The organism is Paenibacillus sp. FSL R7-0189 (assembly GCF_037969925.1).
GTDB lineage: Bacteria > Bacillota > Bacilli > Paenibacillales > Paenibacillaceae > Paenibacillus_AQ > Paenibacillus_AQ odorifer.
Genome location: NZ_CP150223.1, coordinates 4,300,523 through 4,316,844, shown reverse-complemented (window position 1 = coordinate 4,316,844; position 16,322 = coordinate 4,300,523). Strand labels below are relative to the sequence as shown.

General features: G+C 47.4%; 11 protein-coding genes. 1 reads left to right on the top strand and 10 read right to left on the bottom strand.

The window, feature by feature from the left end:
* Positions 1–130: 130 nt before the first annotated feature.
* The gene (locus MKY63_RS18745; protein ID WP_036683253.1) at positions 131–2,452 is read right to left on the bottom strand and encodes a glycoside hydrolase family 95 protein; all 2,322 of its coding nucleotides are present in this window, start codon (positions 2,450–2,452) and stop codon (positions 131–133) included.
* Positions 2,453–2,665: 213 nt separating this feature from the next.
* On the opposite strand from MKY63_RS18745, the gene MKY63_RS18740 reads away from it, so the two are divergent.
* Positions 2,666–3,535, top strand: coding sequence for an AraC family transcriptional regulator (locus tag MKY63_RS18740; RefSeq protein ID WP_036683254.1), 870 nt, complete (start codon positions 2,666–2,668; stop codon positions 3,533–3,535).
* Positions 3,536–3,588: 53 nt separating this feature from the next.
* Here the strand turns inward: MKY63_RS18740 and MKY63_RS18735 are convergent, their stop codons facing one another.
* The 9 genes from MKY63_RS18735 to MKY63_RS18695 all read right to left on the bottom strand — a co-directional run bounded on the left by MKY63_RS18735 (position 3,589) and on the right by MKY63_RS18695 (position 16,121).
* On the bottom strand, positions 3,589–5,643 hold the full coding sequence (locus MKY63_RS18735) for an alpha-galactosidase (RefSeq protein ID WP_036683256.1): 2,055 nt from the start codon (positions 5,641–5,643) through the stop codon (positions 3,589–3,591).
* 248 nt (positions 5,644–5,891) lie between these two features.
* Entirely contained in the window at positions 5,892–8,276 is a 2,385-nt protein-coding gene (locus MKY63_RS18730; RefSeq protein ID WP_036683258.1) for a glycoside hydrolase family 95 protein, read from the bottom strand.
* 11 nt (positions 8,277–8,287) lie between these two features.
* Positions 8,288–8,449, bottom strand: coding sequence for a hypothetical protein (locus MKY63_RS18725; protein ID WP_178420309.1), 162 nt, complete (start codon positions 8,447–8,449; stop codon positions 8,288–8,290).
* 13 nt (positions 8,450–8,462) lie between these two features.
* The gene (locus tag MKY63_RS18720) at positions 8,463–8,729 is read right to left on the bottom strand and encodes a hypothetical protein (protein WP_076099831.1); all 267 of its coding nucleotides are present in this window, start codon (positions 8,727–8,729) and stop codon (positions 8,463–8,465) included.
* Between the two features lie 65 nt (positions 8,730–8,794).
* Positions 8,795–9,928: an SGNH/GDSL hydrolase family protein gene (locus MKY63_RS18715; protein ID WP_076099832.1), complete on the bottom strand. Its 1,134-nt coding sequence runs from the start codon at positions 9,926–9,928 to the stop codon at positions 8,795–8,797.
* Positions 9,929–10,024: 96 nt separating this feature from the next.
* The gene (locus MKY63_RS18710; RefSeq protein WP_094903309.1) at positions 10,025–11,650 is read right to left on the bottom strand and encodes an extracellular solute-binding protein; all 1,626 of its coding nucleotides are present in this window, start codon (positions 11,648–11,650) and stop codon (positions 10,025–10,027) included.
* Positions 11,651–11,787: 137 nt separating this feature from the next.
* Positions 11,788–12,690, bottom strand: a complete 903-nt coding sequence (locus tag MKY63_RS18705; RefSeq protein ID WP_036683268.1) for a carbohydrate ABC transporter permease — start codon at positions 12,688–12,690, stop codon at positions 11,788–11,790.
* A gap of 15 nt (positions 12,691–12,705) precedes the next feature.
* Positions 12,706–13,638 carry an ABC transporter permease subunit gene (locus MKY63_RS18700; RefSeq protein ID WP_244886372.1) on the bottom strand — a complete coding sequence of 311 codons (933 nt, stop codon included), beginning with the start codon at positions 13,636–13,638 and terminating at the stop codon, positions 12,706–12,708.
* 272 nt (positions 13,639–13,910) lie between these two features.
* On the bottom strand, positions 13,911–16,121 hold the full coding sequence (locus MKY63_RS18695) for a helix-turn-helix domain-containing protein (RefSeq protein WP_339809561.1): 2,211 nt from the start codon (positions 16,119–16,121) through the stop codon (positions 13,911–13,913).
* Between the last annotated feature and the right edge of the window lie 201 nt (positions 16,122–16,322).

Below are 16,322 nucleotides of genomic sequence, written 5' to 3'. Positions count from 1 at the left end.
GTAAGATCTAATCCCAACGTGCTTGTAAAAAGGCTATCGGGTCCTAAGCAGACCAGATAGCTCTTCGATACCTACTCATCATTATTCGGACGCATAATGAAAACGGAGGCTCATCGCCCCCGCCGAATCATTATAACAGCTCCAATTGGCTGTTGAAATAGTAGCTTCCTCCTGTTTCTGCTTGGAAGGTATTTCTCTGATCTCCCCATCGAAGGGTCACCGTTCCCGGTGAGTAGGTGCGAAGCGTAGCTTCCGTCAACTGCCCCTTCTCCCAAACTATGTCTACCTCTACCTTTCCTTTGGCTCGTAATCCAGACACCGATCCTGTATTCCAGGCTTGCGGGAGCGCTGGCAACAGATGAATTTCATCCGCGTGGCTTTGCAGCAGCATCTCTGCAATGGTAGCCGTCCCGCCAAAGTTGCCATCCACGACAAAGATATTGCACTCTGCTCCACCAATCCCTGATTTAGAGAAACTGAACAGATTATCGAAGCACAATCCGCTAATCAAATGAGAGATATGCTTATACGCCTTCTCCCCGTCATATAGTCTGGCAAAACTAAGGCCAAATAAGGCGGCGGTGAACTCTACATCCTCCAGTTCTTCCTGAGCCATCCGGTTCTCCAGCGTTACCCTTGCTGCCGCACTTAACTCCGGTGTTCTGTCCGGTGTAATCTGGTTGCTTGGATACAAAGCGAACAAATGAGCCAAGTGTCGATGCTCAGGTTGTGCTTCCTCATAATCTTCAAGCCACTCCTGCAGCTGACCTCTTTTGCCAATCTGTAGCGGGGGTAACTTAGCAATAGCTTCCTCTAGCTTCAGCTGAAGCTCAACATCTGTATCAAGTAACACCGCAGACTTCAGGCAGAACTCGAAAAGATCCTGCACGAGCACTTGATCCATGGTCGAGCCCATAGACAGCTGCTGTGCACCCTCGCTGCTATCTGCGGGATAGAAGCTGTTCTCTGGCGAGTTCGAAGGCCCCGTCACCAGCCAGCCATATTTCGGATGAATCGTCATATAGTCGAGGAAGAATTCTGCGGCTTCTTTTAGAACAGGATATGCCTGGCGCTCTAGAAATACACGATCCTGACTATATTCATAATGCTCCATCAGATGGGTTGCAATCCATAATCCGCCTGTGACATTGAGCCCCCATGAGGTTTCCCAGCCCGGAGCTGTAAACCCCCAGACGTTAGAGAATACATGCGCCACCCATCCTTTGCTGCCATAAAAATCGCGTGCAGTTGATCTTCCCGCCTGAGATAAATCTTCAATATATCGCATCAATGGAAGATGGCTGTCCCCAAGGTTCACGACTTCTGTCGGATAATAATTCATCTGTGTATTAATATCGAGATGATAGTCGCAGCTCCAGCCCATACGGCAAGCCTCACCGTCATTCCAGATTCCCTGCAAGTGCAGTGGAAGAGGTGAATCTTCCCGTGATCCGGCAATGGTCAGGTAGCGGCCATACTGGAGGAACAATGCGAACAAATGAGGGTCCTCCACCTGATCCTGTGCCAGCAACCTAATCCGCTGATCGGTAGGCAGACTTTCTTTCCCGGAGCTTCCCAATTGAATATCCACCTTTTCATATTCCTGACGGTAATCTTGAATATGATCTTCTTTTAACTGTGCATAACCTTTGGTTAAAGCCTGCCGTAGGTTGCTGTAGCTCTCCGTCTCCCAATCCTGGTTGCTCCGGCGATAATCGGTACTGACCCCAAAATAAATCCGGGCCTCATTAGCTCCGGAAACTCTTAATCGGCCATCCCCCCTGTAGATCGTACCGCCGGATAGACTTACTTTGAGCTGCCCTTTTGCCCATACCCCGCATTTACCATTACTGTGCACCTTTTCTGTAGCTTGCCCCTTGAATTCAATGGTGTCGCCATCCACAACCTCAGTCGTAAACGATTCTGTGCCACCTTCGATGGCAAGCGTAAAGGATACACCTCCAGGCTTATCGCTCCAAATTCTTGAAACTACCAGATCATCGGCATGTGAAGCGAAGACCTCTCGATGGATGGTTGTTTCGCCGCTCTCATAGACCGCCCCAGCCACTGCACTTGTCAATTCCAGCTCCCGCCGAAACATACCGCCTGGTTCAACATCCACATCCTGGGCAAAATCAATAACAACCTCGCATAATCCCAGGTTCGTACCGAAATTTTGTTTTTTAGGCTGTAGGTACTGTTTGGCTAAACGATCACCGCTGTCATAATCGCCGGCAAAAAAGTGACTTTGCGCCTCTTCAAGCGCAGTTCTACCTCCGGCAGGAGCAGGGTCGGGATCCTTTTGCCCAGACCAATAGGTCACCTCGCTCATGCTCCAAACCTCACGATGCGGCGCCGCCATTATAACAGCACCTATTCTTCCGTTGCCCAATGGCAAACCTTGCGACCAGCTTGTTGCAGGGGTTGAATACCACAATTTAAAATCGCTCATTAGATCGTCTCCTGTCTGTAATAGACCTTCGAAATTTGTTGTTAATTAATCCGCTTTTTTTGTTATTAACATTGTGTATTTATCGCATTTATCGTAACATCATCAGTACTAATAGTCTTTGTTGACTCGTTCATTCATTTGACAATTTATCCGTTATCCCAACATTTAACTACAATCCAGAATTAAGAAATACTTCTAGACAAGGGGTATAGTATGAACAAACTATCTGAAATCACACCGTATGTTGGAGCAATCATGCCTTATCTGTACGACGGCAGCAGCAATGAGCATCTGCGCGTCGGCAATGCCTACGCTTTTCATCTGTTTACCGATGGCCCCGGTGAGATGGAAATCGACGGAATACGTTATCCGATTGAGCGTAGAACACTGGTGTTTCTCCGTCCCGGCCAGCCACATGCCTTTCATATTTCCCCTTCTCATCCACTCTCGTCCTACAATGTCTATTTTGATCTGTGGGACAAGCAGTCACCTATGTCTACTAATCTTTCTTTTATCCATGCGCCTGAACCCTTTAGGCTTGAGAAAAAGGCCACCGAAGCCCCCTGTGCCGAGCTGAACGAATTGCCTTGCGTTTTCCCGCTAGCTAAATATCCACAGCTATACGATAGTCTTGTGATGATTGCCAAAATATACAATGAAGCGATATTCTACCGGAATGAAGCGGTCCATAGCTTGTTATACGGTTGGATATTAAGCTGGTATAATGCCCTCCATCAGCATCAGCCAAGCGATTATCGGATTGTCCGCCTGTTGGAGTATTTGAACACTCATCCCGAACGTGGTAAATCTATCGAAGACTGGGCACATCTCTGCGGACTCAAGCGAACCTATTTTCATGAGCTGTTTCTGCGAGAAACCGGGATGACGCCGCGCGCTTATCATCATAATCTCGTTATGCGACGGGCGGCAGGTCTGCTTCTGGAGAGCGAGCTAAGTGTTACTGCCATTGCTGAGAAATTAGGCTATCCTTCGATCCATCCCTTTTCCAGACATTTCAGTGCCTGTTACGGCATAAATCCCACACAATACCGCCTTAATCCGCTAAGCCGAATACAAATATAGGTTATAAAAAAAATACGCGCTATCCGCAAGAAGCAGAGGGCGCGTATTCTTTTTTATTTTGCGGTCAATTTGAAGATTTTAGATTCTGCGGGTTCAAGCGTAACTTCCAGCTCTCCTGAGGTTTCCCCTTCCACACCTTCCCATAGGTCCAGCAGCTGGTAAGCACCTTGAGCATTCAGCCCTGCACGTTCTAATGAGATAGATCTAGGAGCGGATTTCACGGCATCGTAATTGAAGACGGCTATATAAAAAGCATTTTCTTCTGCAGATTCGAGCACAAAAGTATCACAGGATTGCTTGCCTAGGTCCCCTTCTATCGGTCTGAAGGTTTTGCCAAGACGAGCAACATCCATAATGTCCTTATTGCTCAGCCAAGCTTTGGCCCGGGCGGCGGCTTCCTCTTTTCGGAAGTCATCTCCTAGCAGCAGCACCGTTCCCACGATCACCGAAGCGGTTAGCCGGCTGCGACCTTCATGCCAGCCCGTGGCTTCCTGGTTATGGCTCTTGTACAGTACGGAATGGTCAGGATCATTGTAACGGTACAATGAATCGCTCATCCACCAGCCATGGGTTAAAGAGTTGAGCATGTATTCTGTATCCTGCAGCGTGCCAAAAACATCACAAGAGACACGCCGGCTATGTGCAAATGCATAAGGGAACAACGGTGCGATGGACAGATTAATAAAGAACGGTCGACCAATTACCTCTAGAGACAGCTTGTTCTGCAAGTAGGACATACCGTAGTGATACGCCGCAATGCCCGTCGTAATCTCCGGATTGTGATGCTGCCCTTCCAGTGCGCCATGTGCTAAGAAATCCAGCTTGATATACTCGAATCCTTCCGAGATGAATTTATTTGTATACCAATCCATTCTTTGCAGGTTCCCCGGATGTGTGGGGTCAATGGCTAGCCCTCCATCAACATCCGGCAGAATCTCTCCTTCGCTGTCCCGAAGCAGGATATCGCCATAGGTGTATTTACCGTTCGTACCCTCCACGACATCTCCGAACTGAGAAGGACTTCCCCAGAAAGCGAAAGGGGTCCAGTAGGTTCCCGGTCTATGACCATTCTTCCGCACTAGCTCAAGTGCATTTTTCATCTCTTCTGCTGTGAAATTATCCCAAAAAGCGTCAAAGTTGATGTACAGCGTATCCTCATTCTGGAATCCTAACGGCTGCACTTCTTTTTTCAAAAACTCACTGGTCGACGTATACAAATCATAATCGAGTTCAGCCATTGCGGCAGACCAGCTATTCCAGCCAACAGGAACGCCACCCTCCCAAGCCAGCGGAGCTTCAATCCATGTATTGGCCCGGCCGTAAGCTTCAAGACCTTCTCTGTAATCGTCATAAAAACCTACGAATACGAGCGGTGACTCCACTCTTTTGCCTTTTACATAACCGTGCGGCTGAAAGTCGCGGGTTAATTCACTCACAGCCCCACCGTAAAGATCCAGCTCCTCGATCTGGCCGCTTCGCTCGCTTTTGATACGGATACCCGTTTTCCACACCTTATGAGTTATGGAACCCATGATAATCCCTCGCCGGCTATCCGGCGCGAACACTGCTGTTACCTCGTAGCTCTCTGTATCCATAGGTGGCTTCACCACTGTATATCTGACCCATTTATCGTTGTCGTAAGGCACACGCAGGATGCTTGGTTCATCCGGTTGACCTGACTCGCCGCCGAGTGATACCGATTTGCTCTGAATGACCGCCATGCGGTTCGCTTTGATATCCTCATCGCTTGCGATCGCACTTTGCATCAACACATATGAGGATGACTCATAAATATAAAAATGCTGCTCCAGCTGTGGCAGCAGGGATGTTTCATGCACAATCACTAGATGAACACCTTTGCCAAAACCTTCACGAACAACCTCTTCCTGCAACTTCAGCACATGGCTCTGATAGTGTTCAGTATTATATTCCCGGCCCTGCCAGCGAAAGGCGCTGCGAATCCCCTTTACATGTGCAGAAGTCCCGCCGACAACGGATGACTCACCTGTTCCGAGATCAATCTCCAGATTCACTAGGCCATTGGTTACACGGATAAGAGACGTTGTGTCTGTATTCACGTTTACGGTTGTATTACTGTCAGTTAGCATAATTTGCCTCCTTGTTGCTGCATTTTGGACCTTGAAGGCGGCAGTCTCAGTAGCTGTATCCCCCAAGTATGACCTCATTATAAAGAGCGGATAAAGCGTTTTCTATACAACGATCTTCCGATCCATACCGCGATCTAACACATCTTACCTAAACACTGCTGGTCCTGAAGATTCATGCAGCAATACAAAAAACAGCAGCAGGACCAGACGTTCAGGTCCTACTGCTGTTCATACGCTTATAAAACAGATTATTGCTGATCACCAATGATAAGCTTGTAGGATTGTCCCGCGGTTGTAGCGAAGCTTACCCTTCCTTCGGCAGAATGTTCACACTGTAAATCGTGGCTGCCACAGGTTACCTTAAGTGGAGTATCCATGCGGATCACACATTCTGTGCCCAGCAGGGAAGTGATCTGCGCTTCCACTAGCTTGCCGTTGTCCCACTGAATGCTGACTTCAAAGCCACCGCGGGCACGTAAACCTGCAACGCTTCCCTCCTGCCATTCATTTGGCAATGCAGGCAGTAGTTCGAGATAGCCGCGGTGAGATTGCAGCAGCATTTCGGCAATCCCGGCGGAGGCTGCGAAGTTGCCATCAATCTGGAACGGCGGATGCGCGCCGAGCAGATTGGCATAAACTCCGCCGTGATTATACTGCTCCGACTCCCCGTCCTTCACCAGCCGCAGCATGTTGGAGAGCAGACGCAGGGAACGGTTTCCATCCCGGAAGCGGCTCCATAAAGCGACTCTCCAGCCCAGACTCCAGCCTGTGCTTTCATCCCCGCGCCGCTCCAGCGAGGTTCTTGCCGCAGCAAATAGCTCAGGGGTCTCTTCTTCTGACAACTGGCGGCCCGGATAAATACCAACCAGATGCGAGGTATGTCTGTGATACATGTCCTCATCCTCAAAATCAGAGGACCATTCCTGCAGTTGCCCGTACTTGCCAACCTGCAGTGGCAATAGACGCTCACGGGTACTTTTCAGCTCTTCACGCAAAGCTTCATCCGTTCCAAGAATCACAGATGCCTCGATACAGTTCGTGAACAACTCCCAGATCAGCGATATATCCATTGTGGCACCCGGGCTGACCGCAGCCACACCTTCCGCTGTCCGGAATTTATGCTCTGGTGAAGTGGACGGGGAGGTCACAAGATTGCCTTTGCCATCGTCAATTAGCCAATCCAATGCGAACAGAGCCGCCTCTTTCATGACAGGATAAGCCGAAGCCCGCAAGTATTCAGTGTCTCCGCCAAAAGCATAATGTTCCCAAAGATGCTGAGTCAGCCAGATACCCCCCATTGGCCAATAAGCCCAGCTTGGATCTCCATCGCCATAATCACCTACCGGTGCAGTGTGTGCCCAAAGATCCGAGTTATGATGAGCTACCCAGCCCCGGGTGCCATAGTTGGTCCGAGCGGTATCCGCCCCTCTCTTCGCCAGATTGCCGACGAAATCCAAAAGTGGCTCATGACATTCTGCCAGATTGCAAATCTCAGCGGGCCAATAGTTCATTTCTGTATTGATATTCAGTGTATAGTTACTGCTCCAAGGCGGACGAGTAGAGGCATTCCATATTCCCTGAAGATTGGCAGCCTGCGTTCCGGGGCGCGAGCTTGCGATCAGCAAATAACGTCCGAAATGGAACAGCAGCTCAACTAGACCCGGATCTTGCGCGGAGTAAGTCGTAATCCGCTGCTCGGTTGACATTCCTTCTGGTGCCAGCGGCTTGCCCAGCCGAAGCTTCACCCGATCGAAAAGTGCCCGGTAATCAGTGATATGGGCTTGAAGCAGGCTGGTGTAAGACTTGCCTTGAGCACTTGCCAAGAAAGAAGCTGCAATGGTGGAGGCATCTTTTCCTTCAATTCCCGGGATTAGGTCATACCCTTTAAAACCTGTAACCGCACTGAAATAAAAGGTTGCCGCTGTCGCACCCAGCAAATGAATCCCACTGCCATCAACCGTTACTTGGCCGTCATCCGCCGTCACGGAGAGTTGTCCTTCGAAAGCCATTCCCTTGCTGCTGCCTGATTCACCGTATCGGATGGGATTGTCGCTCCCGAAATAGCTTGGATCTACATGCTCCGGTGCCGTTCCCGATAGAACATAGCTCTCACCTTGCAAATAAAGGTTGTGACGAAGTGGACTTTCCAGCGTGGCATGCACATTCAATGCGCCTGGCACACTCGCGGTCAAACGAAGTACAAGCAACTGATCAGGATGAGAAGCGAACATCTCACGGGTATAAGTAACATTGCCAATCTGATATTCAATGCGATGCAGCGCATTTTCCACATCCAGTGTACGCTGATAAGAATGATAGACGTTGCCATGTTCAAAACGAAGCAATAGATCACCAAAAGGTAAATAAGATTGAGTATACGGCCCCATCATTTCTCTGGTCAGCGTGTCCGCCTCAACATAGCGGCCTTCTTGAATCAGCTGTCGCACCTTTGGCAGAACATTCTTAGCACCGGGATTGTCACCGTCCTTTGGGTATCCTGACCAAAGCGTATCCTCGTTCAGACTAATTTTCTCCTGCTCCACACCACCGAAGATCATACCGCCCAGACGTCCATTCCCAATTGGAAGACCTTCCGTCCATACATATGCTGGCTTGTCATATTGAAGTTTCATACGCGCTCTCCTCACCATCTGTCATTTAATAAATTATCAGCAATTTCAACCTCATTGCAGGCATTTAATTCAATCGCATCATCAAGATTCGAAAGACTCGCCTCACCACTGCCTGCCGGAATTCCATTGCACTTAAAGACCAGTCCGCAGGTGCTCTTGGTACTAAGGGCCAACGCATCAATACTCTCAAACTTGGATTAGTGACATCCCGGTTCTCTTCCTCGCTGGCAGTATTCGAGATAAAATAAGGTTTCCGGATGGCCTCGTCCGGATAGAAATGATAGCAGCCCTTCGGCAATCCAGTAGTCCCGGGCCGGGAATTTCAGCGACAATCTGAATAGCCCGAACCATGGCTGGCTGCGCGTCTAAACCAGAATCCGGCAGTACTCCATAATCCGTCAGGCGGATTACACTAGGAGTAATTAAGGCATTATTCTCGGCAGAAGTGATCATCGGCACCGCCTTTCTTTTTTGTAAACGCTTAATATTTGGCAGTATAATATCTCCGCTTAAAATAATCAATTGTGCAGCAGTTTCAGAATACGCAGGCTGGTACCTTTACTCTGTTCGTCCTTCAGCCCCGTAATGCGTACTGTAACCCGCAGTTCTTGACGTTGTTCCTGGATCGGAAACATGGCGATAATAGGCCGAAAGGCAAGCGGACACCATTCATCGAATAAGTTCACAGCTTTATAAGAACTGCCATTAAGCGAATATTCAAAAATCCCGCTGTCCGGTCCGTAGAGCAGCATCAAGCCTGCGCTTTGCCCGGTTACGGTAAAAGAAAACATAGCCTCCTTGCTATGGGTATACAGATGCTCTGTTCCAAAACGCCAGTTCATCAGCGGATCTCCTGCAGACAGTTCGCGAAGTTCGTAACCGTTCACATGATCAGCCGCGCGGAAATCAAGCAAACTGCCATATTCATAATTTTGCACCGCCAAGGGTGGAATATCTAAAGAGCTTTCGCTGCTCAAATTCGTCTTGCCAGGAACAAGCGCTGTCTCCAGATACTCTCGCAAAAAAGAAGCATACAGCGCATGACCGTCATCATTGGGATGATATCCATCCGGTGCCAGCTTAGTCCACTCCATTTGTCCCGCCTCTAGCTGCGCATAGACTCTAGCTGCAAAATTAACAGAGGGAAGCTTATAATGCTCAGCTACTTCTTCATGGACAGCGATATTAAAGGGATTGCTCCCGGAGAGATTCTTCTCTGCTGCCGTATACAAAAAGCAAATATCAGTGCCCGGTGACAACCGTCTGCATTGGCGGACAATGCCCTCCATCCCTCTAATGGATTCTTCCCGGTCACTGCCGTCATTGACGCTAAATTCAACGAATAACAAATCAATTGTGCCCTGCTGCAGGACATGCTCCTGTAATCGATGAGCACCTAAAGTTGAGTTCGTTCCCCCCACTCCTGCGTTGATGAAGCGGAACTCCTGATCCGCAAACCGTTCCTGAAGATACTTACCGGTGAGCGCTCTCCAGCTATATGTGTCTGCTTCGGATGCACCTGCCCCCTCCGTAATTGAGCCGCCTAAAAAGGCAACGGTCACAGTCCCTTTTTCCGTAAGCCTGCCGCTAATTTGAGGTAGTCCACGGCGCGGAACTACAAATGAATGATTGCAATGTTTCTCGTCTGTCATAACTCAACCTCCATCCATAAAAAACCATATTTCTCCTTGAAATCAAGAAATCAGGTGCGGGGTCTATCATACAGCACCTGATTCTGATTTCAATATTTATTTTTTTGAAGTATCATAAGCCTTTTGTAAAATTTCGAGATAACGGTCAAGCTTCAAGTTCTGCAATCCCTTTACATAAGCGTCCCAGTCCTTGTTCAGATCCTTGTTGCCTGTGATGAATTGCAGCTCATTTTGTTCGATGTAATTTTTCAAATTTGTCTGCAGCAAGCTGGCTTCATCAATCTCACTTGGATCAATCCAGATCGACCAGATAGGGAACAACTCTTTAGGCTCATGACCTTCGTATAGCAGAGTCGCATCATACAATCTACGTTCGTAACCATCAGAAGCAAAGATGTCGGTACCTTGAACGTAAGTATCACGGTATTCTTTAGGCTCATAGAAGTGAGCCATACCACTCCAGCCCGCATTACGTGGTGCTGCGCCTTCTTCACCTGGAATTAATTTGATCATCGGTTTAACATCTTTACCCAACGCCACATCGCCTTCAACCGGATCGGTCCAATCGGTTCCCTTCAGGCCAGCTGCGCCATTCGTTTGGCCTTCTGGTGTGAACATATAATCCACCATCTTGATCAGTGTAATTTGCGCTTCTTCACTTGCTTTGTTTGTGATCACGAATTTTGCACCCGGGACTACGCCGCCTCCATCATGAGTCGCATAAGAAATTCCTGAAGGTCCCGAAATCGGAGGAAGCGGGTTGTAATGTGCTGAGCGGGTATTCCCCGGGTCGATGTTTACGAAGATCGCTGGGTGCATACCCGCACCGGCACCTAGAATTTCTGCATCAGCATTTTCACCGATTTTCTTAAAAGCTTCCGCGTTTTGTGTAAAGGCACCCGGATCAATCAAACCTTCGTCAAACAGAGATTTAATATAGGTCAATCCTTCTTTCCACTCCGGGGTAATGGCAGCAGATTGGACCTTTCCATCCTTCATGTTCAGGTAATTGCGATCATCATCATAAACAAATGCGTTCATCAAGAAAGGAACGATGCGTACGCCGAACTCCTCGATGGAACCGCTTAGCGGCACTTCATCCGCTTTGCCATTGCCGTTCGGGTCTTGCGTTTTAAAGGCTTTCAATACATTTTTGAATTCCTCAGTGGTCTTCGGCATCTCCAAGTTAAGCTTTTTCATCCACTCAGTATTCAGCCACATTTTGCTAGGATAGGAACAGTGGAAACATTCTGTATAAGCTACAAGTCCGTAAATGTTGCCATCAGGTGCAGTATTAAACGTTCTTAGGTCAGAGTTCTTTTCCATGGCTGCTTTAATATTAGGAGCATATTTATCAATCAGATCATTTAGCGGAATGAGTACACCTTGCTTGCCGTATTTCAGTAGATCGGCCTGTGAGAATTGATCAATATAGTGAGTAAGCAGGTAGGCATCTGGATAGTCGCCACTCGCCAGTGAGATCTGGCGTTTTTCCTGAGCACCATCCGATGGATTGATCTGCCAGTTGAATTTGAAATTAAATTTCTCTTCTACATGTTTTGTGAATTTATTGGTCGAAAGGTCGATGCCGGATTCCTGAACTGAGAACACGCTGATCTCAACCGGCTTGCCAGACGACCCCGAACCAGAGCCCTGCTGCGTGCTGGATGCGTTACCTGTATTTTTATTTGCACATCCGCTAATTACAACCGTAAATGCCATGACCAGAATTAGTAAAGTTATCAAGCTTTGCTTCTTCAAATATTATCACTCCCTTTTGTAATTTAGCAGGTGATACGATGATACCTTAAGTGTGTACTCCGGGCATACCTCCTTTCCAAAAAAAGAGATTCCTAAGATCAACCCTTGACGGAACCAACAAGCATCCCCTGTACAAAATAACGCTGTACGAAAGGATAGATAACAAGTACCGGCAAGGTGGCAATCACAATTAAGGAATACTTCAGCAGCTCGGAAAGCTGTTGTTTCTCGACCAGTTTCCCCACGTCCATAGCCCCACCAGCGCTGTTGTTCTGAATGATGATGCTTCGCAAGACAAGCTGTAAGGGGAACAAATCTGCTGATTTCAGATAAATCAACGCATCGAAATAGGCATTCCATTGACCTACCGCGTACATAAGCACCAACACTGCGAGAATCGGCTTGGATAACGGGAGCACCACGCTCCAGATGAATCTCATATCACTACAGCCGTCGATTTCACTAGCTTCCAAAAGCTCCTCCGGAATCGAGGATTGAAAGAAGGAGCGGGCAATAATGACCTGCCAGACCCAAATGGCGTTCGGAATCAGCAGCGCCCACCGAGTGTCGATCAGATGCATCTCCTTCACTACCAAATAGGTGGGAATTAGCCCCCCACTGAAGATCATGGTGAAGGTAATGATCATCATCAGTGTATTTCGTCCGAAAAAACCTTTTCGAGACAGTGGATAAGCAATCATAACCGTTAAAGTTATACTAATCAGCGTTCCCGCTGCGGTGTAGAAAATTGAGTTTCCATAACCGGTGATAATCTCAGGCGTATTCAGCAACACTTTAAAACCTTTGAAGGATATATCTACAGGCCAGAGCCAGACACGACCAGAGGTTACGGCTGCCGGACTACTGATTGAGCTGCTGATGATAAAAATAAGCGGATAAAGTACAGCGATTACCACAAGAGTGAGCACAATATAGATTGTGATCAGGAACGCTTTGTCGCCGACGGATTCTTTAATCTTTTTTTGAACTGCTGCTGCCATAGATGAGCTCCTTTCCTACCAGATGCTGTTCTTCGTGATTCTTTTCGCCAGACCGTTTACTGTAAATAAGAGAACCAGGTTGATGATGGAGTTGAACAGGCCCACCGCAGTTGCAAAGCTGTAATTGGCATTCAACAGACCGACCCGGTAGACATAAGTGGCAATGATCTCAGAATTAACGAGGTTAAGCGGGTTCTGTAGCAGGTAGACTTTTTCAAAGCCGATCGCCATTACATTCCCTACATTCAGAATCAAAATGATAACAATAGTTGGCACAATCCCTGGCAAATCGACGTGACGGATTTTTTGAAACCGCGAGGCTCCATCAACTTTGGCAGCTTCATAAAGTGTTGGATCTATCCCTGCAAGCGCTGCCAAATATACGACTGCACTGTAGCCCGCTGTCTGCCAAATATCAGACCACACATAAATCGAACGGAACATGCCGGGTTCACCTAGGAAGTTAATAGAATCCAGTCCGAAGAAGTTGAGTGCAATGTTGGCAAAACCGAGCCGTGGGGCCAGAAATAGCATAACGATTGACACCATGACAACCGTCGAGATGAAATAAGGAGCAAACGATACAAGCTGAACGAATTTCTTAAACCTTCCTCCCCGTACCTCATTAATCATGAGCGCAAGAATAATCGGGATTGGAAAACCCGCCAGCAACTGATAGCCACTAAGCATAATAGTATTCTTGAGCAGCGTCCAAAACTGCGGATTCTCAAAGAAGAGCTGGAAGTTTTTAAATCCGACCCATGGACTTCCCCATATCCCTTTTATGACGTTATAGTCCTTAAAGGCTAGGACAGTGTTCAGCATCGGATAATACTTGAAGATGATAAAAAACAGCAAAGGCGGAATCACAAGCAGATGTAACTGCCAGTGCTTTTTTATGCTTTTGCGAGCATTTTGTAAGAATGCGGGGCCTTTGCTTTTCGGCAACGACTTGCGATGTAATACTATTTCTTTCTCCAGAACAATTCCCCCTAAGCAGATGTCTGTGATTTTTGATAGCGCTTTCTACGGATTGATCATAGATGACTTTTATCTCCAAAAGAAAGGTACACTTGGGGACTTCAGCGTACAAATCGCCTTATCTGAGGAGCACAAAATAGCAGTAGAACAGCCATTTTTCCGAATTGCAGGGTTGAAATCAGAAAAAAGACTGCATCGTCCAAAGTGGACAGTGCAGCCGTATGTTATGGCATATTTTTTTATTCATCCACAGATTGTCTATAGGTACTCGGGGAGACACCCATCAACCTTTTAAATGCGCGTCTGAAGGAATGTGAACTGTTGTAGCCCACCCGCACGGCAATCTCATCCACCGTTAATCCATTCTCTTTGAGCAGGATAATGGCTTGATCCATTCTGACTTTTATCAAATGGTCGGAGAAGTTGACACCCGTTACCTCTTTAAACAGCTGGGAAATGTATTTTTCCGGCCGCTCCACCTGTTCCGCCACCCGGTAGAGGGTCAGTTCCGTATCCGAATAGTTTTTTGCTGTGTAGTCCTTAATCTGCTTGATGATTTGAATATGAATATCTTTCTTTTTATTCGCAATGAGTCCGCACAGCTCTTCCATAATGTCAAAAAATTCGTTCTGGATCGTCTCAAGCGACTCTGATGAGCCAATGTCTATGACCCGCCGTTTGACACTCTCGATATCTGAATATTCGGTAAATGCCTTTTGATCCAATAGCTTGAGAAAAGTCCCCTTCATTTCCCCGACAAGCTGGTGCTTCATTTCGATGGATAATTCTCGCTGCTCCATATTCTGGGCGATAATCGCACGCACAATCCGTTCGGCTTCTTCTAGCTCTCCGGCTCGAATCGTGCTGATTAACCGTTGCTCCGAATCCAGCGGATAATAATAAGTTGTATTCTCGATCTGAGCTTCGCTACTCCAGATAATTCCTTTCTTATTCATGTAAACTGCATATTCCAGCGCCTGCTTCGCTTGATCATACGAAAGGCTAACCTCCGTTACCTCTGTGAATAGATCCCCGAAGCCCGCCAGAATGGTAATGCGGTACTCATTAAAGACATTTTGAGCGAGCTCCTCCATCGTCTGGGTGATATTCGCTGCTTCCTGTTCCTTGTCAGCTCCTTTTTCCCTAGAAAAGAACAGCGTTACAACTTTATCAGAGCCCATATCCGTCATCAAGACATCCACGCCAAGATCAGCCAAGGTCTGTTTCAGCAGCAGCCGGGAAGCGCTCAACTCGTTCAGAATTTCAACACTGTCCATACCCGCATAACCGTTAATTTGAACAATTCCTACGTAGCCAGTATCCTGATTCATGCTGATATCCGCCTGCTTGGCTGCAGAGATAATTTCATCCCGCGTCTTGAATTCACCGGCAATCAGCCGTTTCAGGAAGGCATCTCGGACCAGAGGAAGCTGGCGGTTAAGCTCGGACTCGAGCAGCTTATTTTTGGTAATCATATCGGCAATATTTCCGCTCAAAAAGTCAAATTCATTCCTCTCCGAGGCTTCTTCTTTACCGAATTGCTCCTTCATGACGCTGAGCATACGATTGATTGGCGCGCTGTTACGGTAAGCTAATACCAGTCCGGCAATCAAACCGATAATTAGAGTGCCTCCCGTAATTTGTATGGAGATTCTTTTGATCTTGTTAGCATTCTCCATCAAAATATCTTGAGGAATCCCGGTCTGATAAACCCAGCCATTGGAATCGGAACGGGTAGTAACCACCAGATCATCCTTGTAGAACTGACTGACCTTATTCTTATCAAAAGCTGGATCGTCGAGCATTTTGACCATTTTCTGCTCATCGCTTCCTTGCAGAACAATCGTATTCCCTTTAGCGTCACTAATATGCACCCAGCCCCCGTATCGCTCGGTCAGGCCTGAGAGCAAGCTGGAAATATTTTTTTCATCAATAATCACGACTGCGACGGCCGGCGAGGAATCATTAAAGCTATCCAAGGGGAGTGACTGCATATAGGTAATGACCGAGGTTTGCATCCCCCTGCTGACAAAATCACTAAGTGGCTTGATCTCGCTGCGGTGGGTTGTCTCAAGCACTTCTTTTCTCCAATCCTGTAACGAAAGATCCTTATAGTTGAAATTAGAATAGTAATGCTCCGGACGATAGGTCGAACCTGGGGTTAGGATAAGATTATAGTTGGCGAGGTAAATATAATAGTTTTGCAAAAAATCATTAGTCTGGCCGAAGGTCAAAACATTCCGCATCGTTTTCCAAATCCCATACACATTCGTCTCATTTTCACTTTCATTCATAAGAACATTTAGCTCCTGGTTGACCGCCAATTGCCTGGTAAAGCCTTCAACCTCCGCCATACGGCGCTCCAATATCTCCTGACTTTTCTGAAGCTGAGTGACTCCATTCTCAATCGAGATGGACTGTGTCACGGAGATCGAGGTTAGATAGGACATGTACCCGCCAATGCTGGGTATGACCAAAATGACCACATAAGAGATTAGAAATTTACGAAAGATATTGGAATATTTCAGCGTAGTTAGCCTCCCTCAATATGACATTTCGATAGCGCTATCATTACCATAGATTAAAACATTTTGCTTCATAGTCAAGGGTTTGAACTCACTTCACCCTCCTGCACCTCTTCAGAAATGGAA

What these genes read in the sequence shown, in the direction of transcription:
- MKY63_RS18735 (WP_036683256.1), bottom strand. Translation starts at nt 5,643, where the DNA reads ATGCTAACTGACAGTAATACAACCGTAAACGTGAATACAGACACAACG.
- MKY63_RS18730 (WP_036683258.1), bottom strand. Translation starts at nt 8,276, where the DNA reads ATGAAACTTCAATATGACAAGCCAGCATATGTATGGACGGAAGGTCTT.
- MKY63_RS18740 (WP_036683254.1), top strand. Translation starts at nt 2,666, where the DNA reads ATGAACAAACTATCTGAAATCACACCGTATGTTGGAGCAATCATGCCT.
- MKY63_RS18715 (WP_076099832.1), bottom strand. Translation starts at nt 9,928, where the DNA reads ATGACAGACGAGAAACATTGCAATCATTCATTTGTAGTTCCGCGCCGT.
- MKY63_RS18710 (WP_094903309.1), bottom strand. Translation starts at nt 11,650, where the DNA reads ATGGCATTTACGGTTGTAATTAGCGGATGTGCAAATAAAAATACAGGT.
- MKY63_RS18705 (WP_036683268.1), bottom strand. Translation starts at nt 12,690, where the DNA reads ATGGCAGCAGCAGTTCAAAAAAAGATTAAAGAATCCGTCGGCGACAAA.
- MKY63_RS18720 (WP_076099831.1), bottom strand. Translation starts at nt 8,729, where the DNA reads ATGATCACTTCTGCCGAGAATAATGCCTTAATTACTCCTAGTGTAATC.
- MKY63_RS18745 (WP_036683253.1), bottom strand. Translation starts at nt 2,452, where the DNA reads ATGAGCGATTTTAAATTGTGGTATTCAACCCCTGCAACAAGCTGGTCG.
- MKY63_RS18695 (WP_339809561.1), bottom strand. Translation starts at nt 16,121, where the DNA reads ATGTCCTATCTAACCTCGATCTCCGTGACACAGTCCATCTCGATTGAG.